Annotated in this window: 24 protein-coding genes; 22 read left to right on the forward strand and 2 right to left on the reverse strand. The window is 39.1% G+C overall.

The genetic code is table 11. The features are described from left to right. From ACMZ42_RS07400 to ACMZ42_RS07410, 3 genes are all read left to right on the forward strand, one after another. Nucleotides 1-1206 carry an acetyl-CoA C-acetyltransferase gene (locus ACMZ42_RS07400; protein WP_415731043.1) on the forward strand — a complete coding sequence of 402 codons (1206 nt, stop codon included), beginning with the start codon at nucleotides 1-3 and terminating at the stop codon, nucleotides 1204-1206. Beyond that, nucleotides 1206-2057, forward strand: coding sequence for a 3-hydroxybutyryl-CoA dehydrogenase (locus ACMZ42_RS07405; protein ID WP_415731088.1), 852 nt, complete (start codon nucleotides 1206-1208; stop codon nucleotides 2055-2057). The genes ACMZ42_RS07400 and ACMZ42_RS07405 overlap by 1 nt, the downstream gene beginning before the upstream one ends. A gap of 69 nt (nucleotides 2058-2126) precedes the next feature. Beyond that, on the forward strand, nucleotides 2127-3263 hold the full coding sequence (locus ACMZ42_RS07410) for an acyl-CoA dehydrogenase (protein ID WP_415731045.1): 1137 nt from the start codon (nucleotides 2127-2129) through the stop codon (nucleotides 3261-3263). A 5-nt stretch (nucleotides 3264-3268) separates the two neighbouring features. On the opposite strand, the gene ACMZ42_RS07415 is transcribed toward ACMZ42_RS07410, so the two are convergent. After that, complete coding sequence (locus ACMZ42_RS07415; protein WP_415731046.1) at nucleotides 3269-3535, reverse strand: hypothetical protein; 267 nt, start codon at nucleotides 3533-3535, stop codon at nucleotides 3269-3271. 44 nt (nucleotides 3536-3579) lie between these two features. Between ACMZ42_RS07415 and ACMZ42_RS07420 the strand changes: the two genes are divergently transcribed. From ACMZ42_RS07420 to ACMZ42_RS07445, 6 genes are all read left to right on the forward strand, one after another. After that, nucleotides 3580-4716, forward strand: coding sequence for an acyl-CoA dehydrogenase (locus tag ACMZ42_RS07420; RefSeq protein ID WP_402870666.1), 1137 nt, complete (start codon nucleotides 3580-3582; stop codon nucleotides 4714-4716). Between the two features lie 3 nt (nucleotides 4717-4719). After that, complete coding sequence (locus ACMZ42_RS07425) at nucleotides 4720-5352, forward strand: TetR/AcrR family transcriptional regulator (protein ID WP_323654254.1); 633 nt, start codon at nucleotides 4720-4722, stop codon at nucleotides 5350-5352. A 346-nt stretch (nucleotides 5353-5698) separates the two neighbouring features. Then, nucleotides 5699-8947, forward strand: coding sequence for a fused isobutyryl-CoA mutase/GTPase IcmF (gene icmF / locus ACMZ42_RS07430; protein ID WP_415731047.1), 3249 nt, complete (start codon nucleotides 5699-5701; stop codon nucleotides 8945-8947). 121 nt (nucleotides 8948-9068) lie between these two features. Further along, a complete protein-coding gene (locus ACMZ42_RS07435) occupies nucleotides 9069-9230 on the forward strand; it encodes a hypothetical protein (RefSeq protein ID WP_370083040.1) in 162 nt (53 codons plus the stop codon). Nucleotides 9231-9381: 151 nt separating this feature from the next. Further along, a complete protein-coding gene (gene rpoE, locus ACMZ42_RS07440) occupies nucleotides 9382-9918 on the forward strand; it encodes a DNA-directed RNA polymerase subunit delta (protein WP_370083038.1) in 537 nt (178 codons plus the stop codon). A 567-nt stretch (nucleotides 9919-10485) separates the two neighbouring features. Continuing rightward, nucleotides 10486-12078, forward strand: a complete 1593-nt coding sequence (locus tag ACMZ42_RS07445; RefSeq protein ID WP_370083036.1) for a CTP synthase — start codon at nucleotides 10486-10488, stop codon at nucleotides 12076-12078. Nucleotides 12079-12183: 105 nt separating this feature from the next. Here ACMZ42_RS07445 and ACMZ42_RS07450 read toward each other — a convergent pair whose 3' ends face one another. Then, a complete protein-coding gene (locus tag ACMZ42_RS07450) occupies nucleotides 12184-12714 on the reverse strand; it encodes a DUF2529 family protein (RefSeq protein ID WP_415731048.1) in 531 nt (176 codons plus the stop codon). A gap of 155 nt (nucleotides 12715-12869) precedes the next feature. Between ACMZ42_RS07450 and ACMZ42_RS07455 the strand changes: the two genes are divergently transcribed. The 13 genes from ACMZ42_RS07455 to ACMZ42_RS07515 all read left to right on the forward strand — a co-directional run bounded on the left by ACMZ42_RS07455 (nucleotide 12870) and on the right by ACMZ42_RS07515 (nucleotide 26078). Continuing rightward, complete coding sequence (locus ACMZ42_RS07455; RefSeq protein WP_132360320.1) at nucleotides 12870-13226, forward strand: response regulator; 357 nt, start codon at nucleotides 12870-12872, stop codon at nucleotides 13224-13226. A 739-nt stretch (nucleotides 13227-13965) separates the two neighbouring features. After that, nucleotides 13966-14820: a class II fructose-bisphosphate aldolase gene (locus tag ACMZ42_RS07460; protein WP_370083032.1), complete on the forward strand. Its 855-nt coding sequence runs from the start codon at nucleotides 13966-13968 to the stop codon at nucleotides 14818-14820. Between the two features lie 282 nt (nucleotides 14821-15102). Further along, nucleotides 15103-15753 carry a fructose-6-phosphate aldolase gene (gene fsa, locus ACMZ42_RS07465; protein WP_370083030.1) on the forward strand — a complete coding sequence of 217 codons (651 nt, stop codon included), beginning with the start codon at nucleotides 15103-15105 and terminating at the stop codon, nucleotides 15751-15753. Nucleotides 15754-15815: 62 nt separating this feature from the next. Then, the gene (locus ACMZ42_RS07470) at nucleotides 15816-17102 is read left to right on the forward strand and encodes a UDP-N-acetylglucosamine 1-carboxyvinyltransferase (protein WP_370083028.1); all 1287 of its coding nucleotides are present in this window, start codon (nucleotides 15816-15818) and stop codon (nucleotides 17100-17102) included. A gap of 95 nt (nucleotides 17103-17197) precedes the next feature. Next, nucleotides 17198-18154 (forward strand): class II fructose-bisphosphatase, encoded by a 957-nt coding sequence (gene glpX, locus ACMZ42_RS07475; RefSeq protein WP_370083026.1) that lies wholly within the window; start codon nucleotides 17198-17200, stop codon nucleotides 18152-18154. 247 nt (nucleotides 18155-18401) lie between these two features. After that, nucleotides 18402-19685, forward strand: a complete 1284-nt coding sequence (gene rho / locus ACMZ42_RS07480) for a transcription termination factor Rho (protein WP_370083024.1) — start codon at nucleotides 18402-18404, stop codon at nucleotides 19683-19685. A 462-nt stretch (nucleotides 19686-20147) separates the two neighbouring features. After that, nucleotides 20148-20936: a hypothetical protein gene (locus ACMZ42_RS07485; protein ID WP_370083022.1), complete on the forward strand. Its 789-nt coding sequence runs from the start codon at nucleotides 20148-20150 to the stop codon at nucleotides 20934-20936. Between the two features lie 156 nt (nucleotides 20937-21092). Next, entirely contained in the window at nucleotides 21093-21296 is a 204-nt protein-coding gene (gene rpmE / locus ACMZ42_RS07490) for a 50S ribosomal protein L31 (protein WP_100543414.1), read from the forward strand. A gap of 308 nt (nucleotides 21297-21604) precedes the next feature. Continuing rightward, nucleotides 21605-22177: a thymidine kinase gene (locus ACMZ42_RS07495; RefSeq protein ID WP_249075164.1), complete on the forward strand. Its 573-nt coding sequence runs from the start codon at nucleotides 21605-21607 to the stop codon at nucleotides 22175-22177. Between the two features lie 185 nt (nucleotides 22178-22362). After that, nucleotides 22363-23439, forward strand: a complete 1077-nt coding sequence (gene prfA, locus ACMZ42_RS07500; protein WP_370083019.1) for a peptide chain release factor 1 — start codon at nucleotides 22363-22365, stop codon at nucleotides 23437-23439. Next, nucleotides 23426-24286 carry a peptide chain release factor N(5)-glutamine methyltransferase gene (gene prmC, locus ACMZ42_RS07505; protein WP_402872088.1) on the forward strand — a complete coding sequence of 287 codons (861 nt, stop codon included), beginning with the start codon at nucleotides 23426-23428 and terminating at the stop codon, nucleotides 24284-24286. Before prfA ends, prmC begins: the two co-directional genes overlap by 14 nt. A 44-nt stretch (nucleotides 24287-24330) precedes the next feature. Further along, entirely contained in the window at nucleotides 24331-24942 is a 612-nt protein-coding gene (locus ACMZ42_RS07510; protein ID WP_415731049.1) for a stage II sporulation protein R, read from the forward strand. Between the two features lie 101 nt (nucleotides 24943-25043). Beyond that, entirely contained in the window at nucleotides 25044-26078 is a 1035-nt protein-coding gene (locus ACMZ42_RS07515) for an L-threonylcarbamoyladenylate synthase (RefSeq protein ID WP_370083013.1), read from the forward strand. Nucleotides 26079-26363: the final 285 nt, after the last annotated feature.

Consider the following 26363-nt stretch of genomic DNA (forward strand, 5'->3'; position numbering starts at 1 on the left):
TTGAATAGAGCTGTAATTTTAGCAGGAGCAAGAACTGCATTTGGTAAGTTTGGAGGTTCACTATCAGCATTAAGTGCAAGTGACTTAGGTGCAATCGCCATAAAAGGGGCACTTGAGAAAGCGAATATTTCGCCTGATGAAGTGGATGAAGTAATTTTAGGCTCCGTTTTACAAGGGGGACAGGGCCAAATTCCTTCAAGGCAGGCTGCAATCAAAGCAAATTTACCAATAGCGGTAAAAACAGAAACGATTAACAAAGTTTGTGCGTCAGGGATGCGTGCTGTAACACTAGCAGATCAGCTAATTCGATTAGGGGACGAAGAAGTAATGATCGCTGGTGGCATGGAGTCCATGTCCAATGCACCGTATTATTTACAAAATGGTCGAACTGGCTTACGCATGGGCGACTCAACGATGGTGGATGGCATGCTATATGATGGCTTAACATGTGCCTTTAATAAGGCAAGGCCGCATATGGGAAGCTACGGTAATACAACTGCGAAAGAATATTCGTTAAGCCGTGAGGAGCAGGATGCTTGGTCAGTTCGCAGTCATGAACGTGCACTTGCAGCAATTGAAAAAGGTTACTTTGCTGAAGAAATTGTGCCTGTGGAAATTCCACAACGTAAGGGAGAACCGCTTCAAGTCGATACAGACGAGGCACCAAGAGCTGGTACATCAATGGAGGTACTTGCAAAACTCAAACCAGCCTTTGACAAGGATGGAACAATTACAGCAGGTAATGCACCTGGTGTTAACGATGGTGCATGTGCCTTATTAGTAATGAGTGAAGAACGTGCAACTCGTGAAGGCAGAGAGCCACTTGCAGTTATTATCGGCCATGAAGAGATTGCTATTGAGCCAGAGAGCTTCCCGCAAACACCAGGGCTTGTCATTAACAAATTACTGAAAAAGACGGGGAAATCATTAGCTGACATTGATTTGATCGAAATCAATGAAGCATTTGCAGCAGTAGCACTTGTCAGCAAACAATTGGCGGATTTAGATGCTGAAAAGGTCAATGTTAACGGTGGTGCAGTTGCATTAGGTCATCCAATCGGAGCATCTGGAGCACGCATTATTTTAACACTTGCTCATGAATTAAAGCGCCGTGGCGGTGGTATCGGAATTGCTGCTATCTGCTCAGGTGGAGGGCAAGGCGATGCGATTATGATTGAAGTACCGAAAACAGGGGGACATGAATGATGGGAATTCAAAAAGTAATGGTTATTGGTGCTGGGCAAATGGGCTCCGGCATTGCACAAGTTTGTGCACAAGCTGGTTATGACGTCAAACTGAACGACATGAAGCAAGAATTTTTCGAACGTGGTTTAGGAGTCATTACGAAAAACCTGACACGTGATGTCGAAAAGGGTCGTAAAACTGAGGATGAGAAGGCGGCCATTCTAGGTCGTATTAATATGTCACTAGATTTACAGGATGCTAGTGACGTAGATATTATCATCGAGGCAGCAGTGGAAAATATGGAAGTAAAGCAATCCATCTTTAAGCAAATTGATCAGATTGCACCGGCACATGCCATTTTAGCTACGAATACATCATCTTTACCAATTACGGAAATTGCAGCTGTCACAAATCGTCCAGAGCAAGTGATTGGTATGCACTTTATGAATCCGGTACCTGTTATGAAGCTTGTAGAAATTATTAGAGGGTTAGCTACGAGTGATGAAGTCTACAAAGCGGTTGAAGAAATGACAGTAAAATTATCGAAAACGCCAGTGGAAGTAAATGACTTCCCAGGCTTTATTTCAAATCGTATTTTATTACCAATGATTAATGAAGCGATCTACGCATTGTATGAGGGTGTAGCATCGAAGGAAGCTATTGATGATGTGATGAAGCTCGGAATGAATCATCCGATGGGGCCATTAACATTAGCAGATTTCATTGGTCTTGATACATGTCTATCCATCATGGAGATTTTACATGAGGGCTTAGGTGATAGTAAATATAGACCTTGTCCATTGCTTCGTAAATATGTGGCAGCAGGATGGCTAGGTAAAAAATCTGGAAGAGGATTTTACGTTTACGAATAATCCTATGGGGATGGGACGATTCAAACGAAGTGTAATGCTACGGGACAACGTACAGGGGTGACATTATAGATGCATTTACAATTTACAGATGAACAAATAATGATGCGTGATATGGTTCGGAATTTCGCTCAGGATAAAATCGAACCGTGGGTAGAACGTATGGAGGCAGGAGAGTTTCCACGCGAACTCCTTGCACAAATGGGAGAATTAGGTTTAATGGGGATCACGACGCCTGAGGAATTAGGCGGCTCAGCGATGGATTTTACATCGTACATAATTGCTATCAATGAACTGTCGAAGGTTAGCGCGGTAATGGGGGTTATTTTATCTGTGCATACTTCGGTTGGAACAAATCCCATTATTTATTTCGGCAACGATGAACAAAAGAAACGTTATGTTCCAAAGCTTGCTGCAGGTGAATATTTAGGGGCATTTTGTTTAACGGAGCCTAGCGCTGGTTCTGACGCTGGCTCTTTACAATCTAAAGCGGTGCGAGATGGAGATGAATATGTCATCAACGGCTCCAAGGTGTTTATTACAAACGGCGGAGAAGCAGATGTTTATATTGTCTTTGCCTCAACGAATCCTGCTGAAAAAACACGCGGTATTTCAGCATTTATAGTTGAAAAAGGAACACCTGGCTTAATCATAGGGAAAGATGAACATAAAATGGGTCTACACGGCTCACGTACAGTTCAACTAACATTCGACAACTGTCGCATTCCAGCTACGAACCTTCTTGGGGAGGAAGGGGAAGGCTTTAAAATTGCAATGGCCAACTTAGATGTTGGACGTATTGGAATCGCAGCACAAGCTCTAGGCATTGCTGAAGCAGCGCTAGAGGCAGCTACTGCCTATGCCAAAGAACGTGTTCAATTTGGAAAGCCTATTGCAGCGCAACAAGGGGTTGGCTTCAAGCTTGCTGATATGGCGACTGCTGTAGAAGCAGCGAAATTATTAGTTTATCGGGCAGCGGATTTACGCACAAAAGGGTTACCGTGTGGAGCCGAGGCCTCGACGGCAAAACTTTTTGCCTCTCGTACGGCAGTGCAAACAGCAATAGACGCTATCCAAATTTTTGGTGGCTATGGCTATACAAAAGACTATCCCGTAGAGCGTTATTTCCGAGATGCAAAGGTGACAGAAATATACGAGGGTACAAGTGAAATTCAAAAGCTAGTCATTAGTAAACATTTACTTAAATAAGGTCTTTACAATGTTGATTTTTCAAGGATGATGTCGATTGCTAAAATAAATCGCTCGGGTAACCCAGAAATCTGATCAGGTAAAGCAATAAACCGCTCGGGTAACCTGAAGAACTGATCAGGTAAAGCAATAAATCGCTCGGGTAACCCGAAGAACTGCTCAGGTAAAGCAATGAATCGCTCAGGTACCTCGAAGAACTGATCAGGTAACAAAAAGATTTGCTCGGTTTCTCGAAGCAATAATCCAGAAACATTATCAAAAATTGAAATCAACAATATAGCACTAACAGAGTCTAACGAAAAAGGGGAAATGGACAATGAACTTTCAATTATCAGAAGAGCATGAGCAATTACGCGAAATGATTCGTGATTTTGCTATTAATGAAGTAGCACCAACAGCAGCTGAACGTGACGAGAACGAAGAGTTTGACCGTGCAATTTTTGATAAAATGGCGGAGCTAGGCTTAACAGGTATTCCATGGCCAGAAGAATACGGCGGTGCAGGCTTTGATTATCTTGCGTATGTCATTGCTGTAGAAGAATTATCACGTGTATGTGCGTCAACAGGGGTAACTTTATCAGCACATACTTCGCTTGCGGGTTGGCCGATCTATAAATTCGGTAATGAAGAACAAAAACAAAAATATCTTCGTCCGATGGCAGAAGGTAAACATATCGGTGCATATGGCTTAACGGAGCCAGGATCAGGTTCTGATGCTGGAGGCATGAAAACTTATGCAAAACGTGATGGCGATGATTATATTTTAAACGGCTCGAAGATTTTCATTACCAATGGTGGAGTAGCAGATACATATGTTGTATTTGCAGTAACAGACCCAGAAGCTAAACATGGCACAACTGCTTTTATCGTTGAAGCTGGCTATGAAGGCTTCTCGGTAGGAAAGAAGGAGAAAAAACTAGGAATTCGTTCATCTCCTACAACTGAAATTATTTTTGATAACTGTCGCGTTCCGAAAGAAAACATGCTTGGAGCTGAGGGAGAAGGCTTCAAAATTGCGATGACAACACTTGATGGAGGACGTAATGGTATTGCGGCACAAGCTGTAGGGATTGCACAAGGTGCGTTAGATGCAGCTGTTGAATACGGTAAAGAGCGTGTGCAATTTGGTAAGCCGATTACTGCTAACCAAGGTGTCTCCTTTAAACTAGCGGATATGGCAACTCAAATTGAAGCATCTCGACTGCTTACATACCAAGCGGCCTGGTTGGAATCAAATGGTCTACCTTATGGTAAGGCATCTGCAATGGCAAAATTAATGGCTGGCGATACTGCGATGAATGTAACGACTGAGGCGGTTCAAGTCTTTGGTGGATATGGCTATACGAAAGATTATCCAGTTGAGCGCTTCATGCGTGATGCAAAAATCACACAAATTTATGAAGGTACACAAGAGATTCAACGACTTGTTATCTCTCGTATGTTGACAAAATAACGTATGACAGAAAGAGATAAAAGACCCCAAGTACAGTCAACGGTAAAAGATGAAAATCTCATCGCCATTCGTCGAGAACAAATGATAGAGGGAGCCATTAAATTATTTAAAGAAAAAGGTTTTCATCGTGCTACCACGAGAGAAATCGCAAAAGCTGCAGGCTTTAGTATCGGAACATTATATGAATATATTCGTACTAAGGAAGATGTCCTTTACCTTGTATGTGATAGTATTTATCACCATGCGATGGAGCGACTTTCAAGTTATGAGATTAAGGCAGGAACTATAGAAGAGTTAAAGGAAATGATTCGAGAGTATTTCTTGCAAATTGATAGTATGGTTGATGAGCTGACAATCATGTATCAGGAAACTAAATCATTATCAAAAGAAGCACAACGTTATGTATTTAGTAAAGAGTTTGAAATGGTAGGTACTTTTGAGCGATTACTACAACGCTGTGTGCAGTCAGGTGAAATAACGATGACGGATCAACAAATTCACTTGGCAGCAAATAACTTAGTCGTTTCTGGACAAAGCTGGGCATTCCGTAAATGGGCGCTCCATCGTCAGCACTCTATTGACGAATTTATTGAAATGCAAATAACATTGTTTATTTCGGGCATAAAGGGGTTCTAATAAGTTCCGTAAAGGGGTTGTCGGTAATTGCATAGAGCGACATTGCAATTACCGGCTTTTTTATGAGGCTCATCACCAAAGTTGGGGATGATATTTGTTAAAAATGTATGTCATGTAAATTAGTTGATTGAAGTGGAGACTGGGCGACTCCTTGGGGATCAGCGTCACAGATGAGACCCTGGAGCGAGCGGTGCGAGTGAAGCGGCTCATCGGACGCCCCCAGGAAGCTCTGCTATGCGCGAAAGCGAAGCGTCAGCGGCAAAGCGCCCAGTCGGAACGGAAATCAACCACACTTTATGATGATGAGTCGATAAAGAACATTAAGGGGAGAAAGTGGGGATTTCATATGACAAAGGTAGAAGTATATCGTCCAAAAAATCACGTACGTTTTGTAACAGCATCGAGTCTTTTTGATGGACATGATGCTTCGGTTAACATTATGCGACGTATTTTACAATCAAGCGGTGTAGAGGTAATCCATTTAGGACATAACCGCTCCGTGGAAGAAGTCGTAAATGCTGCGATTCAAGAGGATGCTCAAGGTATTGCGGTATCTTCTTATCAAGGCGGGCATATGGAATACTTTAAATATATGTATGATTTGCTGCGTGAAAAAGGGGCGCCACATATTAAAATTTATGGTGGTGGCGGTGGTGTTATTTTACCACGTGAAATTAAAGAGCTACATGCTTACGGGATTGCAGGGATTTTCTCACCAGAGGATGGGCGTGTTTTAGGTTTACAAGGGATGATTAATGAGAAAATTAAAGGAACTGATTTCCCGACTGCTATAGGTAGCTATCAAGAAAAGCTGGATGCTCTATCCACAGAAACACCTGAAATTTTAGCAAATTTATTAACTGCTGCTGAGTCAAATGATGATGAAGAAACGAAAAAGATGCTAGCGGAAGCTCGCAAACGCTCAAAAGGGACGCCTATATTGGGCATTACTGGAACAGGTGGTGCGGGTAAATCTTCCTTAACAGATGAATTAATTCGCCGCTTCTTGAAGGAGTTTCCGGATAAACGCGTAGCTATTCTTTCTGTCGATCCGACAAAGCAAAAGACAGGTGGGGCTTTACTTGGTGACCGAATTCGTATGAATGCGATTTTCAATAATCGCGTATATATGCGTAGTTTAGCAACCCGTGGATCTCGTACAGAACTTACTGCTTCCATTGGGGATGTGCTAGATGTAACGCGTGTAGCGGGTTATGATTTAATCATTGTAGAAACAAGTGGTATTGGTCAGGGTGATGCGGAAATTACAAAATACACTGATCTATCTATGTATGTGATGACAAGTGAGTTTGGTGCGCCAACACAGCTTGAGAAAATTGACATGATTGATTTTGCGGATGTGATCGCTATCAATAAATTTGAACGCAAAGGTTCTGAGGATGCATTACGTCAAGTGCAGAAGCAATATCAACGTTCACGAGAGCTTTGGGATGAATCACTTGATACTATGCCTGTGTACGGTACGATTGCCAGTCAATTTAATGATAAAGGAACGAATGCTTTATTTGCTGCATTAGTAACTATCATTAATACGAAGACAGGTAGTAATTGGGAAACAGGCTATGAGCAATTTGCGAAAACCCAAAAACAAGATGTTATCATTCCGAACGACCGTCGTTATTATTTACGAGAACTCACAGATACTGTGCGTGGCTATCATAAAAAATCAGAGCAACAGGTGGAATTTGCTCGCCGTCTATACCAATTAGAGGGAGCTATTGAAGCGGTTAAGGAAAAAGCGCCAAATGATGCACTTATCGCATCTCTCACTTCTTTAGCGGAAGGTGTTAGAGATGAATTAACAGCTGAGTCTAAACGAATATTAGACAATTGGCATGCTTTAAAAGAAGCGTATGCAGGAGACGAATTTGTCACGAAAGTTCGTGATAAAGAAATTCGAACAATTTTAAAGACAGTAAGCCTTTCTGGTATAAAAATACCTAAAGTTGCTTTACCGAAATTCGTAGATTATGGTGAAATTTTACGCTGGGTTTATAGAGAAAATGTACCTGGTGAATTCCCTTATACGGCGGGGGTATTCCAATTTAAACGTGAAGGTGAAGATCCGAAGCGACAATTTGCTGGTGAAGGCACGCCTGAGCGTACGAATAAACGATTCCATTATTTATCGAAGGATGATGATGCAAAACGTTTATCAACCGCATTTGATTCGGTAACGCTTTATGGTGAGGATCCTGATTACCGACCAGATATTTATGGGAAAGTTGGAGAATCGGGTGTATCTATTTGTACGCTAGAGGATATGAAAAAGCTTTATGCAGGTTTTGATTTATGTGCACCATCAACTTCAGTATCAATGACAATTAACGGTCCGGCACCGGTTATTTTGGCGATGTTCATGAATACGGCTATTGATCAGCAAGTGAAACTACGTGAGGAAGAACTTGGTCGACCTTTAACAGTTGAAGAATTTACGGAGACACGTGAGAAGACATTACAGGTTGTACGTGGAACCGTGCAAGCAGATATTTTAAAAGAAGATCAAGGGCAAAATACATGTATTTTCTCAACAGAGTTTGCGTTACGAATGATGGGAGATATTCAGCAATACTTTATCGATCATAAAGTTCGTAATTATTACTCAGTATCTATTTCTGGTTACCATATTGCTGAAGCTGGTGCGAACCCAATATCACAATTGGCCTTCACATTAGCAAATGGCTTTACGTATGTGGAATATTATTTAAGCCGAGGAATGAATATTGACGACTTTGCGCCAAATCTATCATTCTTCTTCTCTAACGGACTTGATCCAGAGTACACAGTTATTGGACGTGTAGCCCGTCGCATTTGGGCAGTTGTCATGCGTGATAAGTACGGCGCCAATGAACGAGCACAAAAATTAAAATATCATATCCAAACATCTGGACGCAGTTTGCATGCACAGGAGATTGATTTTAATGATATCCGCACTACTTTACAGGCGTTAATGGCATTACAGGATAACTGTAATTCATTGCATACAAATGCATATGATGAGGCAATTACAACGCCTACGGAAGAATCTGTACGTCGTGCAATGGCTATTCAAATGATTATTACGAAGGAACATGGTTTAGCGAAAAACGAAAATCCATTACAAGGAGCGTTTATCGTAGAAGAGTTAACAGACCTTGTAGAAGAAGCGGTACTAGAAGAGTTTGATCGTATCAATGATCGTGGTGGCGTGCTAGGTGCAATGGAAACACAATATCAACGTGGTAAAATTCAAGAGGAATCCATGCACTACGAGATGCTAAAGCATTCAGGTGAGTTACCAATCATTGGTGTGAACACATACTTAAATCCGAACCCACCTTCAGAAGATGAAATTAACAATATGGAAATTGCGCGTGCCTCGACGGAAGAAAAAGAGACGCAAATTCATAATTTACATGCCTTCTGGAAGCAACATGAAGGTGAGAACGAAGCGGCCCTTGCTCGTTTACAACAAGTAGCTGTAAACAACGGTAATATTTTCGCGGAGCTTATGGAAACCGTAAAAGTCGCTAGCTTAGGGCAGATTACAAATGCTTTATATGAGGTTGGCGGACAATATCGTCGTAATATGTAATTCGTAGTATTTTGTTTGTGCAAAATGTTTGTGAAGTTTTAAGTGTCTAGTCTTAGGATTAGGCACTTCTTTTTATTTCCGTTATAATAAGAAATGTAAAAAAAAGGGGAGGCGCAGTAGAATGATGAAATCAACAATTAACTACATCATTATTTTGGCTTTGGTGGTAGGAGTTATTTTCCTGTATGATAAGCAATTTGGCGCTGTTCCTTTACTTATATTATCTTTCTATTTGTTTTACTTAGGGATAAAAAAAATGCGTGATATAAAAAACAGTAATTGAAGCTAGCAAAGAGGATAAAACTTTGTATATAATGGGTATTATGCTTATGATATGGAAAGTTACTTTTGTGCGGCCTTTTTTGCTGCGCTCCGACAATAAAGCTATATAAATTTTAAAACGTCCAATGTGATGAGGGAAAGGAAGTGCACGAATGAATTTTCGTGAAATGACAAAAGAACAATTAACGGAAGAGTCGTTAATTAACTTAGCGTATGCAATTTTAAATGAAAAACGTGCCTCAGTGTCTTTTAATGACTTATTAACAATTATTCAAGAGCTTGTAGGCTATAGTGATGAAGAAATGAAAGCTCGCCTACTACAATTTTACACAGATTTAAATGTAGATGGCCGCTTCTTATTTAATCAGGAAACTGGCTGGGGCTTACGTGAATGGTATAAAGTTGAACAGATTGAAGAAGAAACAGCTCCTTCTGTTAAAACTCATAAGAAAAAATCTAAAGCTGCCGTTGAAGAAGATGATTTAGATGAAGATATAGAGGAAGAAGATATTGACTTCGATGAAGATTATGAAGAATTCGTTGAAGAAGATGATGATCTAGATGAAGAAGAAGAAGATAAAGAAGATATCGATTTTGATGAAGAAGATATAGAGGAAATCGATGAAGAAATCGACGAGGACTTTACTGATGAAGATGAAGAGGAATTTGAAGAAGAGGACGAAATCTAACTTATTTCAGCAAACAACCGCTGAAATAAGCCGATTCCGGACGCAATTATGCTGAGGCATAATTGATGATAATTACTCTTTGAAATTTTCTTTCTTTTATCCGTGTAGTAAAAAATCTTGACTTCTATCGCGGTTCCGTTTAATCTTTTACTTGGGCTCCTTAATTAAAGGAGAAAGACCGTGTATGTAATACGCTTCCCTTGCAAACCTATGCAGGAGGAGCGTTTTTTTATTTTTTTAACTATATTCAGTCAAGTTCTCCCATGTTTATAGCTACGGAATGAATATAAATGCTCTAAATTATTCATGATGTATATTAATCGGTGACTGAGTATATGTTAGGATGGATTTTTTAAAAGGAAAGTAGAAAAGAGATAGAAACGATTACAGCTTCGAATCGACTACAATTTTGTAGGCATTCTCGGCTTTTCTTATTTTAGGGATAAGAAATATCAATTTCTTAGGCCGTAGAGACATTTGCATTAATGCTCAAGATTACTTAGCTTAGGACGTGAATGCACTTTTCTTACTAGTAATTTCTAGAACAACAAAAGGAGGAATTTTTTCATGACGAAGTATATTTTTGTAACAGGTGGGGTTGTTTCTTCACTTGGAAAAGGGATTGTAGCAGCATCTCTAGGTCGTTTATTAAAAAATCGCGGATTAGAAGTAACGATTCAAAAATTTGACCCATATATCAATATTGACCCAGGTACAATGAGTCCTTATCAACATGGTGAGGTTTTCGTAACAGATGATGGCGCAGAAGCTGACTTAGACTTAGGTCACTACGAACGTTTCATTGATATTAACCTAGGAAAACATTCTACAGTAACATCAGGACGTGTTTATCAATCTGTATTACAAAAAGAACGCCGTGGTGAATACAACGGTGGAACAGTACAAGTAATTCCTCACATTACAAATGAGATCAAAGATCGTATTCAACGAGCTGGTCGCGAAACTAATGCAGACGTAGTTATTACAGAAGTAGGCGGAACAGTTGGGGATATTGAGTCATTGCCATTCCTTGAAGCAATTCGTCAAATGAAAACGAATTTAGGTCATAACAATGTGATGTATGTTCACTGTACGCTTATTCCTTATATTAAAGCTGCAGGTGAGCTAAAAACAAAACCAACTCAGCATTCTGTAAAAGAATTACGTTCTTTAGGTATTCAACCAAATATTATCGTTGTACGCACAGAGCAAGAAGTGCCTCAGGATATGAAAGAAAAATTAGCTTTATTCTGTGATGTTCAGCCACACGAAATTATTGAATCTCGCGATGCAGAACATTTATATGAAGTACCACTAAACCTTCATGCACAAGATATTGATGATATCGTGCTTGACCATTTTGGCATTGAAGCACCAGAGGCAGATATGGAAGAATGGCGCGAGCTTGTAGCAAAAGTGAAGAGCTTACCAAATAAACGAAAAGTAGCATTAGTAGGTAAATATGTAGAACTACAAGATGCTTACATTTCTGTTGTAGAGGCATTAAAGCATGCAGGCTATGCATTTAATTCTGATATTGAGATTGATTGGATCAATGCAGAACATGTGGATGCTGACAATGTTGTTTCATTATTAAAAGGTGCTGATGCAATTTTAGTTCCAGGTGGCTTCGGTGATCGTGGAGTTGAAGGTAAAATTTTAGCGACGCAATATGCTCGTGAAAATAATGTACCATTCTTAGGTATTTGCCTAGGTATGCAACTTGCAACAGTAGAATTTGCTCGTAACGTACTTGGTTTACAAGGAGCGCATTCTACAGAGCTTGATCCAAAAACGCAATATCCTATTATCGATTTCCTACCAGATCAAAACGACAGTGTAGACATCGGTGGTACATTACGTTTAGGTTTATATCCATGTAAGTTAAAAGAAGGCTCAAAGGCAATCCAAGCTTATGGTCAAGAACTTGTTTATGAACGTCACCGCCATCGTTATGAATTTAACAATGAATATCGTGAAGCGATGGAAGCTGAAGGTCTTGTCTTCTCAGGTACAAGCCCTGACGGTAAATTAGTGGAAATTATCGAGTTACCAGAAAATAATTTCTTCGTAGCATGTCAATTCCACCCTGAATTGGTATCACGTCCAAACCGTCCACAGCCATTGTTCCGTGATTTTATCGGATCAACATTCAAATAATGAAAAAAGAGTTGTCTCAAGTGCTGAGACAACTCTTTTTTTTCTTCATAATCTGCGCTTGACAGCGGCAGCATCAATCATGCAAAGGCGAAAATGATGGAATTATTACAACTCTTCGTCATCAAGGCCAAGCATTTCATCATACGCAATTTTTACTGCTTCATAAACAAAAAGGGCAGCAATAGCATGTGGCACGACTATGCGCTTGCCTAAATCGTTTGGTAATAAACCACCGCGCATGCGTGTTGAAATATACGTATACGCTAAATCTGCTAGTGGATTTTCGGAATTAACAACTTCGCTAGCAACTGCTGCAAATGGAATAAAATGATTATTTAATTGCTGTGCTAAGGCTAATGCATCCTCATCGTGTGCACTACGTGTAAAAATGCATACACGATCAGCTTCCGTAATCACTGTATCTTTTGTCCAAGGGACTAACTTCGTAAAACGTTCCACAGCTTGGCATGCATTTAATTCGACAACTTGCATTTCGCCAAAACATGCGAAATAGACATTGCCTTCACCAATACCCGCTTGTGCAAGTAATCGCGCTGTTTCTTCAATAGCTTCCTCTTCATTTTGTGTTATTCTTTGTAATAATCCACTTAATTGTGTTGTTAGAATTTTTGACATGATCCCACCTCAATCAATATTATAGGTATGAAAAGAGCATAAAGCAAAAGCAGATAATTTATAATACTAGAAGGTATTAAGAGGTTAAAGGAGAATAATACATAATATAGGAAGTTTTTCTGTAAGAATAATAACTCAAAAAGGGCGGAATGAATGTGAAACGATTACTAATTGTCGATGATCAACCAGGAATTCGTTTACTTTTAAATGAAGTGTTGAAAAAGGAAGGTTATGTTACATATTTAGCTGCAAATGGTATGGAAGCACTGAAATATGCTGAGGAGGAAATGGATTGTGTCCTATTAGACATGAAAATTCCAGGGATGGATGGCATAGAAATTTTAAAGCGCTTAAAAGAGAAGTGGCCACAACTCCCAGTATTCATGATGACTGCATATGGTGAATTGGACGTTGTACAGGAGGCATTAGATTTAGGAGCAATTCGATATTTTACTAAGCCTTTTGATATTTTTGAAGTGCGAGATGAAGTTAATAAAACATTAAAAGTTTAGATGAACAGGCAGTGGTCAACACCGCCTGTTTTTTATGGTTATTATTCGATTTGAAGTAATGTTTTATCGTTTCATATTCATTTTGCTTCCGAAATATAAGGCTCATCATAACGTGAGGTTTGATTTCCGCTCCTACTCGGCGCTTTGTTGTTGTTGTTGTTGTCGTTGCTGTCGCTACGCTTTCGCACAGTGCAAAGCTTCCTTGGGGCGTCCGATGAGCTGCAGTTTTGAGATTTATCGAGAACTTTTGATTGTTTATCGACCAACTTTATCGATTTATCACCCAACTTTCAAAAATATCGACATCTACCTTCATGCAACACTATCTGACCGCACTGATAATTTGCGCCGCTTATGACATAAGCATATTTTTTTACGCAAAATTTAACATCAAAAAAGCACAAGAAATCAACGTTTCTAAATTGATTTCTCGCGCTTTTTAAGGTTTTGACGAGTTTTGTCCCAGCAACTAGAACCTTCGTTTCGTTTCACTGTACTGCGGTTTGACGCTGTCGCTCCGTTGCACTACGCTTTCGTGTAGAAAATAACAGCCCTTGCTTTTCAGGGGCTAAACCTTCGTTCCGTTGCACTCCACTGCGGTTGGCACTGTCGCTCCGTTGCACTTCGCTTTCGTGCAGAAAACAAAGTAACCTGAAATGCTTTTCAGGTTACTTTGTTTTTGCTATGATTGAATAGCATATCTATGTAAAAGAATAGTCCTAAGAGGAGGATTTTTAGTATGGCATTAGTATCTATGAAAGAGATGTTAATTAAAGCAAAAGCAGAAGGTTATGCGGTTGGTCAGTTCAACATCAACAACCTTGAGTGGACTCAAGCAATTTTACAAGCAGCACAAGAAGAAAAATCTCCAGTTATTCTAGGCGTTTCTGAAGGCGCAGGTAAATATATGGGCGGATTCATCTCCGTTGTACACATGGTAAAAGGTTTGATGGAATCTTATGGCACTACAGTACCTGTAGCTATTCATCTTGACCATGGTTCAAGCTTTGAAAAATGTAAAGAAGCAATTGATGCAGGATTTACTTCGGTTATGATTGATGCATCTCATCATCCATTCGAGGAAAATGTTGCGACTACTTCAAAAGTAGTTGAGTACGCTCATGCGAAAGGTGTTTCTGTTGAAGCGGAGCTTGGCACAGTAGGCGGTGACGAGGATGGCGTTATCGGTGGTATTATGTACGCTGATCCAGAGGAATGCCGTAAAATGGTTGAGTTAACAGATATCGATTGCTTAGCGCCAGCACTAGGCTCTGTACATGGTCCTTACAAAGGAGAACCAAATTTAGGTTTTAAAGAAATGGAAGAAATCTCTAAATTAGCAGATTTACCATTAGTATTACATGGTGGTACAGGAATTCCAACAAAAGATATCCAACGCTCAATTTCATTAGGTACAGCAAAAATTAACGTCAATACTGAAAATCAAATTGCTGCTACTAAAGTAATCCGTGAAGTTCTTGATAAAGATAAAGTTGTTTATGACCCTCGTAAATTCCTTGCTCCAGCACGTGAAGCGATTAAAACAACAGTTATCGGGAAAATCCGTGAATTTGGTAGTGCGCAAAAAGCATAATTTTTGTATCTAAAAGTACAAAAGATCAGATGAATACACAAAATAAGAGAAGTGTTGATGCTGTTATCGACCTTCTCTTGTTTTTGAAATGATAAATTTTTGGCGAAAATTTAAATATGGGGTTCATCACCAAAAGTTGGGGATGGCATTTGTGTTAAAACGAATGTAATGTATAATAGTTGATTTCCGATCCAACTGAACGGCCCTAGGAAAGCGCCCAATCGGAACGAAAATTAACCCACGTTATGGTAATGAGCCAAACAGTGATCAGGAGGGAATATAATGAAATTTTTTATTGATACAGCAAACTTTGAAGAGATTAAAGAAGCACACGCATGGGGTATTTTATCAGGTGTTACGACAAACCCATCGTTAGTTGCTAAAGAAGAGAACGTTTCTTTCCATGATCGTCTTCGTGAAATCACAGAGCTTGTAGATGGCTCAGTGAGTGGGGAAGTAATTGCTCTAGATGCGGAAGGTATGATTAAAGAAGGCTTAGAATTGGCTGAAATTGCTCCAAATATTACAGTTAAACTGCCAATGACTCCAGCTGGCTTAGAGGCATGTCGCTTCTTTGCAGACAAAGGTATTAAAACGAACGTAACATTAATCTTCAGTGCCAACCAAGCATTAATGGCTGCTCGTGCAGGTGCTACATATGTATCACCATTTATCGGTCGTCTCGATGATATGGGGCAAAACGGTGTAGAACTAATTGAAACGATTGCAGATATTTTCACAATCCATAATATCGATACGCAAATTATCGCTGCATCTATTCGTCATCCACAGCACGTAACAGCGGCAGCACTTGCTGGTGCACATATTGCAACTACTCCTTTTAAAGTATTAAAGCAACTTTTCCATCATCCATTAACGGAAAAAGGAATTGAAGGATTTTTAACGGATTGGAATAAGAGAAAAGGCAAATAATAAGATTATATAGTGAGCCAATTGCAGAAAAATTACTTTCCAATCATGAGGGAGAACGCGAAATGGATGTTTATAAAATTACAGGCGAAAATCGTCTAAAGGGTACAATAAAAGTTAGTGGTGCAAAAAATAGTGCAGTCGCCTTAATTCCAGCATCAATTTTGGCGAACTCTCCAGTGACAATTGGAGGGATACCAGAAATTTCTGATGCATGGACGTTAAAGGCATTATTAGAGGAAATCGGTGGAGAAGTGTCATTTGAGGATGGCATAATGACCATAGATCCGACAGAAATGATTGCATTGCCATTACCAAACGGCAACGTGAAAAAGCTTCGTGCCTCCTATTACTTAATGGGAGCAATGCTAGGCCGCTTTAAAAAAGCTGTGATTGGTTTACCAGGAGGCTGTTTCTTAGGGCCGCGTCCTATTGACCAACATATAAAAGGCTTTGAGGCATTAGGTGCGAAAATCACTAATGAGCATGGAGCAATTTATTTACGTGCTGATGAATTAATTGGCGCAAAAATATATTTAGACGTTGCCAGTGTTGGTGCAACAATTAATATTATGTTAGCTGCAGTCCTTGCGAAGGGACGTACGGTTATTGAAAATGCAGCAAAAGAACCGGAAATTATTGATGTAGCTACTCTTCTCACTAACATGGGAGCTAATATTAAAGGTGCAGGTACAAGTGTTATCCGTATTGAAGGCGTAGAGGAACTTCATGGTACGGAGCATACGATTATTCCAGATCGTATTGAAGCTGCTACATTTATGATTATGGCTGCCGCTTTAGGTGAAGGCATTACAATTGATAATGTTATTCCATTGCATTTAGAGGCGATTATTGCAAAGCTTCGTGAAATGGGTGTGAAAATTGAAATCGGTGAAGAAAGTATTTTTGTGCCAAAAACGGATCTCTCCACATTGCAAGCCGTTGATGTGAAAACATTAGTGTATCCTGGATTCCCAACTGATATTCAGCAACCACTTTCTGTTTTAATGTCTCAAGCATTTGGTTCCTCAAAGATAACAGATACAATCTATACAGCTCGATTTAAGCATATTGATGAACTTCGTCGTTTGAATTCCAATGCACGCGTTGAAGGCAATACAGCTATTATTACAGGGCCTAGTAAATTACATGGTTCAACTGTAACAGCTACCGATCTTCGTGCTGGTGCCGCATTAGTATTAGCAGGCCTGTTAGCTGAAGGTGAAACGGAAATTCATGATATCTATCATATTGAGCGTGGTTATAGCTCACTTATTGAGAAATTACGTGATTTAGGCGCTGATATTCGACGTGAAACAATAATGGCCCGCGTAGCAGAGGCAAAGGAATAATGAGAGCTAAAAGTTTTGAACTAACTATGTTACAATAGAGGTAATTTGAATGTTTCGGCGATTAAAAATGCCGATAACGGGAGGCAAATAAAACAATGGAACGTAGTTTATCGATGGAAGTAGTACGAGTAACAGAGGCAGCAGCAATCGCATCCGGGAAATGGATGGGTCGCGGTTTGAAAATTGAGGCAGATGATGCAGCGACGACAGCGATGCGTGTAATGTTCGATACAATTCCAATGCATGCTACAGTGGTGATTGGTGAAGGCGAAATGGATGAAGCACCAATGCTTTATATTGGTGAAGAGCTTGGCCTACGTAATGGAGGTCCTCAAGTAGATATCGCAGTTGACCCATTAGAAGGTACAAATATTGTAGCGAAGGGTACAAATGGTGCAATGACAGTTCTTGCTATTGCAGATAAAGGTAATCTGTTAAACGCACCTGATATGTACATGGAAAAAATTGCAGTAGGACCAGAGGCAGCAGGTAAGGTAGATATTAACGCTTCTGTTACGTATAATTTATTACAGGTAGCAAAAGCTAAAAATAAAGATATTTCAGACGTAGTAGCTACACTTTTAGATCGACCACGTCACCAAGCAATTGTTGATGAAATCCGAGAAGCTGGAGCACGTATTAAATTTATTCAAGACGGCGACGTTGGAGCAGCTATCAATACTGCTTTTGATGAAACTGGCATTGATATTATGTTTGGTACAGGTGGTGCACCAGAGGGTGTAATTTCAGCTGTTGCATTAAAATGTCTAGGTGGAGACTTCCAAGCGAAGCTAGTCCCAGAAGATGAGGAACAGTTAGAACGTTGCAAAAAAATGGGTGTAGATGTAGAGAAAGTTCTTTATTTAGATGACCTAGTTAAAGGTGACGATGCTATTTTTGCAGCGACTGCTGTAACAGATTGTGAGCTTTTAAAAGGTGTGCAGTATAAAGGAGCCTATGCATTAACACATTCAGTTGTTATGCGAGCTAAATCTGGAACTGTGCGTTTTGTAGAAGGTCGTCACGCTCTTGATAAAAAACCTAGCTATTAATAAAAATTTCTTCTAAAATATACCTAGTGCATCTTTTTGCGCTAGGTACCTTCTTCTAAATTTTCAACCATCCCATAGTTTTATAAGGCTATATTATGCTTCATTGTTTTGCATAGTTAATTCAAGTACCTATCGCTCTGATTCAAGCTGACAGGTACGAATAGACTACAGAGCCTATCGTAAAAAAAACTTCTTTGTTAACCCCAAAAACAGCAATTATATTTTGAAAAAGACTGGAGTTGTGCATATGTCTGCATTGACAATCGCTCAATTAGAAAACATGACGTTAAAAGAGCTTTACGCCCTTGCACGCCAATACAAAATTTCATATTATAGCAAGCTAACGAAAAAAGAATTAATATTTGCTATTTTGAAAACACGTTCGGAGCAAGAGGGCTATTTCTTTATGGAAGGTGTACTAGAAATTGTTTCGCAAGAGGGCTTTGGCTTCCTTCGACCAATTAACTATTCTCCAAGTAAAGAAGATATTTATATTTCTGCGTCTCAAATTCGTCGCTTTGACTTACGAAATGGGGACAAGGTATCTGGTAAAGTACGTCCACCTAAAGAAAACGAACGCTATTATGGACTACTACAGGTGGATGCTGTTAACGGCGAAGACCCAGAAGTAGCAAAGGAACGTGTGCATTTTCCTGCATTAACGCCTTTATATCCTGATCGCCAAATTAAGCTTGAAACAACACAACGTAATTTATCGACTCGTATTATGGATTTAGTGGCACCTGTAGGCTTTGGGCAACGTGGATTGATCGTTGCACCACCAAAGGCAGGGAAAACTTCATTATTAAAAGAAATCGCGAATGCTATTACAACAAATTATCCGGATGCAGAGTTAATTGTCTTACTTATTGACGAACGCCCTGAGGAAGTAACTGATATCGAACGTTCTGTGAATGCAGATGTAGTGAGCTCGACTTTCGATGAGGTTCCAGAAAATCATGTGAAAGTTGCAGAAATTGTATTAGAACGTGCACGACGCTTAGTTGAGCATAAGCGTGATGTTATTATTTTAATGGACTCTATTACACGTTTAGCTCGAGCGTATAACTTAGTTATTCCTCCGAGCGGTCGTACGCTTTCAGGCGGTATTGATCCTGCTGCCTTCCATAGACCAAAACGATTCTTCGGTTCTGCACGTAATATTGAAGAAGGCGGTAGCTTAACAATTTTAGCAACAGCTTTAGTGGATACAGGATCTCGCATGGATGAGGTCATTTATGAAGAATTTAAAGGAACAGGTAATTTAGAGCTTCACCTTGATCGCCAATTAGCAGAGCGTCGTATTTTCCCTGCGCTTGATATCCGCCGTTCAGGTACACGTAAGGAAGAGCTTCTGCTTGAGCCTGAGCAACTTGAAAAGCTATGGGCAATTCGTAAAACATTCTCGGACGCACCTGATTTCGCGGAGCGCTTCATGAAAAAATTACGTACGACAAATTCAAATGAAGAATTCTTTGAAAAGTTAAATGAAGATATGAAAAAAGCTACTAAAGGTAAGGGCTTACTATAAACATGAATCACCGTTGACTAGCAATAGTCGATGGTGATTTTTTTGATGTTCTATTTGTTAGTTTGAAATTATAAGAAATCTATTCCCAGTCGGAACAGAAATGACCACACATTAAAGTGCTGAGCTGATTATAATCATAATAATTTAATCTATTATTTCATAAATTTGTATTGTATAATTTTGTTACAATATACAGGGGATTATGCTCAGTAATGGGATTTTATGAAAAATGAAGGGAGTAAAAAGTGGAGAAGTATTATTTTGTATAAACTGTGGTAATTACTCTACAAAAAAATCTGAGGAAAATGAACCGAAATAAATCCTCAGCATCATCAAGAAATAGCCCCTCGATAAATCCCCAGCTACTACAGTTCTACTAATTATGAACGTAAAAGAAATAGGTCTTTTCGTATGATTGTTGATTTAGATACGAAAAAGACAAAATTATAATGAGGTGTGTTTATGAAAGACTGTATAACATGTGGTCATTCACAGGAAGAAGGAAAATTCTGTGGGAAATGTGGGACTCCATTTGAAAATGCTGCACGTGAACAAGCAGCAACAATGGATAGCATGAGTGATGATGATCAGACTGTTCAGGGAACTACGCAAAATAATGAGCAAATGGAATTAATTAAAAAGAATTCTAAGTTATACTTTAATTATTTTTTAGAACAATTAAAAATGCCATCCGCAAATTTTAATGTAGAAGCTACTTGGAAAAATAGTCTTGCTAGTATGATTATCTATGTTGTATTAACAGCAATATCAGTATACTTATTAACGAAAAATTTCTTTTCTGGAGGATTTGGTTTCTTCGAAAGCTTTAGTCCATCTTTTATTCAAGTATTCTTTTATATGTCATTATTAATATCTTTACTAATAGCAATAAGTGTCTTAGGTATATTCTTAACCTCAAAGCTATTTTCAGAAAGTCAAAGTTTTACAAATGTTATTAGTAAAATAGGAAACTATTATACACTACCTATAGCCTTTGCGGTTTTAAGTATTTTATTTGGGTTATTTAAATCATTTAAGTATTCAATAATGATGATATACGGTGGGGTTGCATTAGTTATTGGAATCATCCCTATTTTTGTCATTATTAAGTTGTTAAGTAATAAATCTAAAACTATTGATAGTTTTTATGGTTTTATTTTCTATTTAGTAGTAGCAGGTATTTTATCTAAAATTATTTTCTCTTTTATTATTGACTCTGCAATAGGGCGATATTTAAATTATTTGTTATAAATAACTAATCATTAACTATTGTCAAATGTATATTTTATATGATAATATAGCAAAGTATGCAACGTGTACATATGTAGCCGACATATTCGGGCTATGTAAGGTACAGTTCGATAATACTCTGTTCCAGATGGTTCAGGGCGAGAGGAGAAAACGAATATGAAACAAGGAATTCATCCAGATTACAAAGAAGCAACAGTAACTTGCTCTTGCGGTAATTCTTTCAAAACTGGTTCAGTAAAAGAAAACATCGTTGTCGAGTTCTGCAACGAATGTCACCCATTCTATACTGGCCGTCAAAAATTCGCGTCTGCTGATGGTCGCGTGGATCGTTTCAACAAAAAATACGGTCTTAAAAACTAATGTTAGTTTAATACCTGCCAAGCATGTGCTTGGCAGGTATTTTTTTCAGTATAATCAATTATGCCTCGGCATAATTGCGTCCGATATCGGCTTTGTGCTTGCACAAAGAACTCCTTTCCGATTCCGTGACATCCGCCGGAGGCTTTAACTTCTTTCAGGGGGCATTTGGACACCCGTTGAAAAGTAGATTAAATCCGTATTCATCTCAACATCTATAGAGGTGGGAGACTTCTGATGAAAGAAGTTAAGAAACCCTGATGCGAGTCTTTTCAGTATCCAGATCGACATGAAGAAAGGGAGAAGACAAAATGGCACAGCTATATTTTAAACACGGTGCAATGAATAGTGGTAAATCTATAGAAATTCTAAAAGTTGCGCATAACTATGAAGAACAACAAAAACCTGTAATGATGTTTACACCAGGCATAGATACGCGAGATGAAGTAGGCTTTATCTCAAGTCGAGTAGGCTTACGTCAACAAGCCATTCCTGTTAATGATGATACAAATATTTTTGAGCTAGTAAAAAACAATGCTGTAAAACCATATTGCGTACTTGTTGATGAAGTACAATTTCTAAAAAAAGAGCATGTTTTGCAGTTAGCCTATATCGTAGATGAGTTAGATATTCCAGTCATGGGCTTCGGTCTAAAAAACGATTTCCAAAATGAGTTATTTGAAGGCAGTCAGTACATGCTTACATATGCAGATAAAATTGAGGAAATGAAGACGATTTGCTGGTTCTGTCATAAAAAAGCGACAATGAATTTACGTGTTGATGAAAGTGGAAAGCCTGTTTATACAGGTGATCAAATTCAAATTGGAGGAAATGATTCCTACTATCCGGTTTGTCGAAAATGTCACACGCATCCGCCGCTATAATGCACAAAGATTCAGTTGATAGACCTAAGAAAAAGTAGCATACATGCGGAAATTTCCTTATACTAAGTAGTGGGAATGAAAAATGTTCAAAAAATATTCTTACGCGCTTAGCGTAATTCTAATTTAAAGTTTCTCTGCAATTACTAAAGAGCAAACTTCATAAAAACTTAATAGAGGTGAAATCCATGTTCGATCGATTACAAGCAGTGGAGGATCGTTACGAAAGGCTAACAGAGCTTTTGAGTGATCCAGATATTGTGAATGATAGTAAAAAACTACGTGAATATTCTAAAGAACAATCAGATATCCAGGAAACTGTAGATGCTTATCGTGAATATAAAAATGTAAAAGAGCAATTAGCTGAAACACGTGAAATGCTAGATAGTGAAAAAGATCCTGATATGCACGAGATGGTGAAAGAAGAATTCAATCTACTAAAAGAACAGCAAGAAGAGTTAGAAGAACGTTTACGCATTCTATTAATTCCGAAAGACCCTAATGATAATAAAAACGTTATTATGGAGATTCGTGGAGCAGCAGGTGGAGACGAGGCGAATATTTTCGCTGGTGATTTGTTCCGTATGTACTCTCGTTACGCAGAGACACAAGGCTGGAAAATTGACATAATGGAAGCGACGCCAAACGCAATGGGCGGGTATAAAGAAGTTATTGTTATGATTAACGGTCAAGGTGCATATTCAAAATTCAAATTTGAAAATGGTGCGCACCGTGTACAACGTGTACCTGCAACAGAATCTCAAGGCCGTATTCATACATCGACAGCGACAGTAGCTTGCTTACCTGAGGTTGAAGAAGTAGATGTTGAAATCCATGAAAAAGATATCCGAGTTGATACTTTTGCATCTTCTGGTGCCGGTGGTCAGTCGGTAAATACTACGATGTCAGCTGTCCGTATGACTCACTTACCGACAGGTGTTGTTGTTTCGATGCAGGATGAACGATCACAAATTAAAAACCGTGAAAAGGCAATGAAAATTCTACGTGCTCGTGTTGCTGATATGTATTTGCAAGAAGCACAAAAGGAAATCGATGCCACACGTAAATCAGCTGTAGGTTCAGGCGATCGCTCTGAGCGTATTCGCACATACAATTATCCACAAAACCGTGTAACAGACCACCGTATTGGTTTAACGATTCAAAAACTAGATCAAATCGTCGAAGGTAGACTAGGCGAAATTATTGATGCGCTCATTTTAGAGGAGCAAGCATCAAAGCTAGAGCGATTAAATGATGACCTATAATAGTGTAATGGAGGCCCTTCAATGGGCTTCTTCTTTTTTAGTGGATAATGATCGTGAGGAAACGGCAGCACGTATTGTCATGCAGCATATACTTGGCACTAGCTATTCAGAAGTAATGTTACACCTTCAAGATAAATTAACGGCTGAACAAAAAGAAAAATTTAAAGAACTCATCGAAGAGCATGTAAGTGGACGACCTGTACAGTATTGCCTCGGTAGTGAAGAATTTTATGGCCGTTCATTTATTGTCGATGAGTCAGTACTTATTCCAAGGCCCGAGACCGAAGAATTAGTGCTTGGAACAATTAATCGTATGAACAAAATATTTAATGATCAAGCAGTGAAGCTTGCAGACATCGGAACTGGTAGTGGTGCAATTGCTATTTCTATGAAGCTAGAATGTCCAGAGCTAACAGTCGTAGCTACTGATTTATCCGAAGCTGCTTTAACTACAGCACAAAGAAATGCACAAAGATTAGCAGCGGATATTGATTTTCGACTAGGGGATTTAACGAAACCTCTGGCAGGTGAGAAATTTGATATCGTGTTATCGAATCCACCGTATATTGCTTTTGATGAGGCGAAAGAGATGTCGAGTACCGTGCTAGAGCATGAACCGCATAGTGCTCTTTTTGCAGAAGAAGACGGACTTATTTTATATAGAAAGTTGGCTGAGCAGCTTCCGTCCCTTATGAATAAACCCGCGCTCATTGGTCTTGAAATCGGTTATACACAAGGAGAGCAGGTGGCTCAATTCTTTAAAAATAGTTTTCCGCAGGCTACAGTTTCGATAGAAAAAGATATAAATGGTAAGCCTCGAATGATTTTTTGTGAAATTCATGTATAAAGTATCTACTTCTTGCCAACAATGTTGAGCAAGGAGGGATTTTTATGTTAAACGAATACAAGATTATTAGATTACCTAAACGAAATATCATTCTAGCTTTTGCAAGATTAGTATTTATTGCGATTGCTTTACAATTATGTGTTTTATATATTCCAACATTAGTAGGTTTTGCGAAAGCGTCTATCAATCATGAGCAAGAAAATGATTTTCGTATACGTGTTATTGCCAATAGTAATACGAATCAGGATCAGCTTGAAAAAGAACAGCTTGTCAAAAATTTAAAGCCCTATTTTACACAAGTAGTAGCTAGTGCTGGAGCTAAAACTGTGGATAACGAGCAAATACTTTTATTAAAACGAGAAATTGAAGCAGAAATAAAAGAAAATTATCCACAGCTGGATACACAAGTTGTACTTGGGGATAACTTATTTCCACCAAAGAGAAAGGACGCTGTACTTTATCCACAAAATTTGTATCATTCGATTGTCGTGAAAATCGGTGATGCACGTGGTGATAACTGGTGGTGTAGCGTATTCCCATCAATTTGTGAGCCTGATAAAGTAGAAGCGAAAGAAGAAGTAAAAGAAGAAGTGAAAGAAGAGAAGGAACACGTTACATTTTTTATATGGGAATGGATTAAAGGTCTTTTTGAATGAATTGTTCACGAATTCAGACAACTTATGCACAATTTTTCGTAAGTTATAAACATTATGTGGATAATTCAGTAAAAACGAATAATTGAAGGAAGGTTTTAATTATGGAAACCGTTTGCAAGATTGTGGACAGTAATGTGAATAGTCGGACAAATTATACACAAGCTGTGGATATCTTAAATGCAGGTGAGGTCGTGGCATTTCCAACAGAAACGGTTTATGGCCTAGGAGCTGTTGCAACAAATGACACGGCAGTCAAAAAGATATTTGAAGCAAAAGGTCGTCCTTCTGACAATCCGCTAATTGTCCACATTGGCACGCAAGAGGAAGCTGAACTTTATATAGAGCATATTTCTGAAGTAGCCAAAAAATGCATGGATTTATTTTGGCCGGGTCCACTAACACTTGTAATGCCCGTTAAGCCAAATGTGCTGGCGGATAGTGTGACAGCTGGTCTATCGACTGTCGGCATTCGTATGCCGGATCATCCAGTTGCGCTTGCCTTACTTCAACAATTAAAAAAGCCACTTGCTGCGCCGAGTGCTAATCGTAGTGGAAAGCCAAGTCCTACAGAAGCAATACATGTTCAAGATGATTTGGGAGGGTACATACCTTATATTTTAGATGGAGGCTCTACTGGGATTGGACTTGAATCCACAGTGTTAGATGTTACACACGAACCTCCAGTAATTTTGCGTCCAGGCGGAATTACGAAGGAAATGTTAGAGGCTAAGATTGGTCAAGTACTGCAACCTTCAAAAATAGAGCAGAAATTAGAGGCTACTCCAAAAGCCCCTGGTATGAAATATACACACTATGCTCCTAACGCCCCTGTGCTATTAATCGATTGTGATTTGGAGAAAGTCCATGAGGCTGTACATCAATTACAAAAACAAGGGCATAGAGTAGCGTTACTTGCACCAGCTAGCTTTGCTGATAGCAAGGCTGATTTTTATTTCTCAGTAGGAGAGGCCGGTAGTAAAGAAGAAATGGGTGCAACATTGTATCATGCTCTAAGAGCTTGCGATAAAACAACAGCTACAATTATCCTTGCGACTACTACATCGACTGAAGGTGTAGGAGCTGCAATTATGAATCGTCTTGAGAAAGCAGCCGGAGGAAAATGGTATACTCGTTAATAAAATACCTATAAAAATAGTATGCTAGAAGTAACTTCTGGCATGCTATTTTTTGTATTCAAGATAAAGGAAACGTTAACATCAACCCCACTGATTATTAGTCTTCACCAATCGGGCTTTTACGGGCAGTAAATTTCTCTGCATGTGTGAAGTGGGAGTCTTGTACTTGACGCTCCGCTTTCGGTACAGATCAATTACTGCCCGTTAATGCGGGATAAAGTGAAACTTTAATCAGTGGGGTTTTCTTCAACCCCACTGATTATTAGTCTTCACCAATCGGGCTTT

Origin of the sequence: Lysinibacillus sp. NPDC056185, assembly GCF_047737915.1 — a bacterium.
Lineage (GTDB): Bacteria > Bacillota > Bacilli > Bacillales_A > Planococcaceae > Lysinibacillus.

Bases quoted from the DNA above. Each gene is read 5' to 3' on its own strand.
- fsa (WP_370083030.1), top strand. From the start codon at position 15,103: ATGAAATTTTTTATTGATACAGCAAACTTTGAAGAGATTAAAGAAGCA.
- glpX (WP_370083026.1), top strand. From the start codon at position 17,198: ATGGAACGTAGTTTATCGATGGAAGTAGTACGAGTAACAGAGGCAGCA.
- ACMZ42_RS07485 (WP_370083022.1), top strand. From the start codon at position 20,148: ATGAAAGACTGTATAACATGTGGTCATTCACAGGAAGAAGGAAAATTC.
- prfA (WP_370083019.1), top strand. From the start codon at position 22,363: ATGTTCGATCGATTACAAGCAGTGGAGGATCGTTACGAAAGGCTAACA.
- ACMZ42_RS07410 (WP_415731045.1), top strand. From the start codon at position 2,127: ATGCATTTACAATTTACAGATGAACAAATAATGATGCGTGATATGGTT.
- ACMZ42_RS07435 (WP_370083040.1), top strand. From the start codon at position 9,069: ATGATGAAATCAACAATTAACTACATCATTATTTTGGCTTTGGTGGTA.
- ACMZ42_RS07495 (WP_249075164.1), top strand. From the start codon at position 21,605: ATGGCACAGCTATATTTTAAACACGGTGCAATGAATAGTGGTAAATCT.
- prmC (WP_402872088.1), top strand. From the start codon at position 23,426: ATGATGACCTATAATAGTGTAATGGAGGCCCTTCAATGGGCTTCTTCT.
- icmF (WP_415731047.1), top strand. From the start codon at position 5,699: ATGACAAAGGTAGAAGTATATCGTCCAAAAAATCACGTACGTTTTGTA.
- ACMZ42_RS07450 (WP_415731048.1), bottom strand. From the start codon at position 12,714: ATGTCAAAAATTCTAACAACACAATTAAGTGGATTATTACAAAGAATA.
- ACMZ42_RS07510 (WP_415731049.1), top strand. From the start codon at position 24,331: ATGTTAAACGAATACAAGATTATTAGATTACCTAAACGAAATATCATT.
- ACMZ42_RS07420 (WP_402870666.1), top strand. From the start codon at position 3,580: ATGAACTTTCAATTATCAGAAGAGCATGAGCAATTACGCGAAATGATT.
- rpmE (WP_100543414.1), top strand. From the start codon at position 21,093: ATGAAACAAGGAATTCATCCAGATTACAAAGAAGCAACAGTAACTTGC.
- rpoE (WP_370083038.1), top strand. From the start codon at position 9,382: ATGAATTTTCGTGAAATGACAAAAGAACAATTAACGGAAGAGTCGTTA.
- ACMZ42_RS07445 (WP_370083036.1), top strand. From the start codon at position 10,486: ATGACGAAGTATATTTTTGTAACAGGTGGGGTTGTTTCTTCACTTGGA.
- rho (WP_370083024.1), top strand. From the start codon at position 18,402: ATGTCTGCATTGACAATCGCTCAATTAGAAAACATGACGTTAAAAGAG.
- ACMZ42_RS07515 (WP_370083013.1), top strand. From the start codon at position 25,044: ATGGAAACCGTTTGCAAGATTGTGGACAGTAATGTGAATAGTCGGACA.
- ACMZ42_RS07425 (WP_323654254.1), top strand. From the start codon at position 4,720: ATGACAGAAAGAGATAAAAGACCCCAAGTACAGTCAACGGTAAAAGAT.
- ACMZ42_RS07405 (WP_415731088.1), top strand. From the start codon at position 1,206: ATGGGAATTCAAAAAGTAATGGTTATTGGTGCTGGGCAAATGGGCTCC.
- ACMZ42_RS07470 (WP_370083028.1), top strand. From the start codon at position 15,816: ATGGATGTTTATAAAATTACAGGCGAAAATCGTCTAAAGGGTACAATA.
- ACMZ42_RS07460 (WP_370083032.1), top strand. From the start codon at position 13,966: ATGGCATTAGTATCTATGAAAGAGATGTTAATTAAAGCAAAAGCAGAA.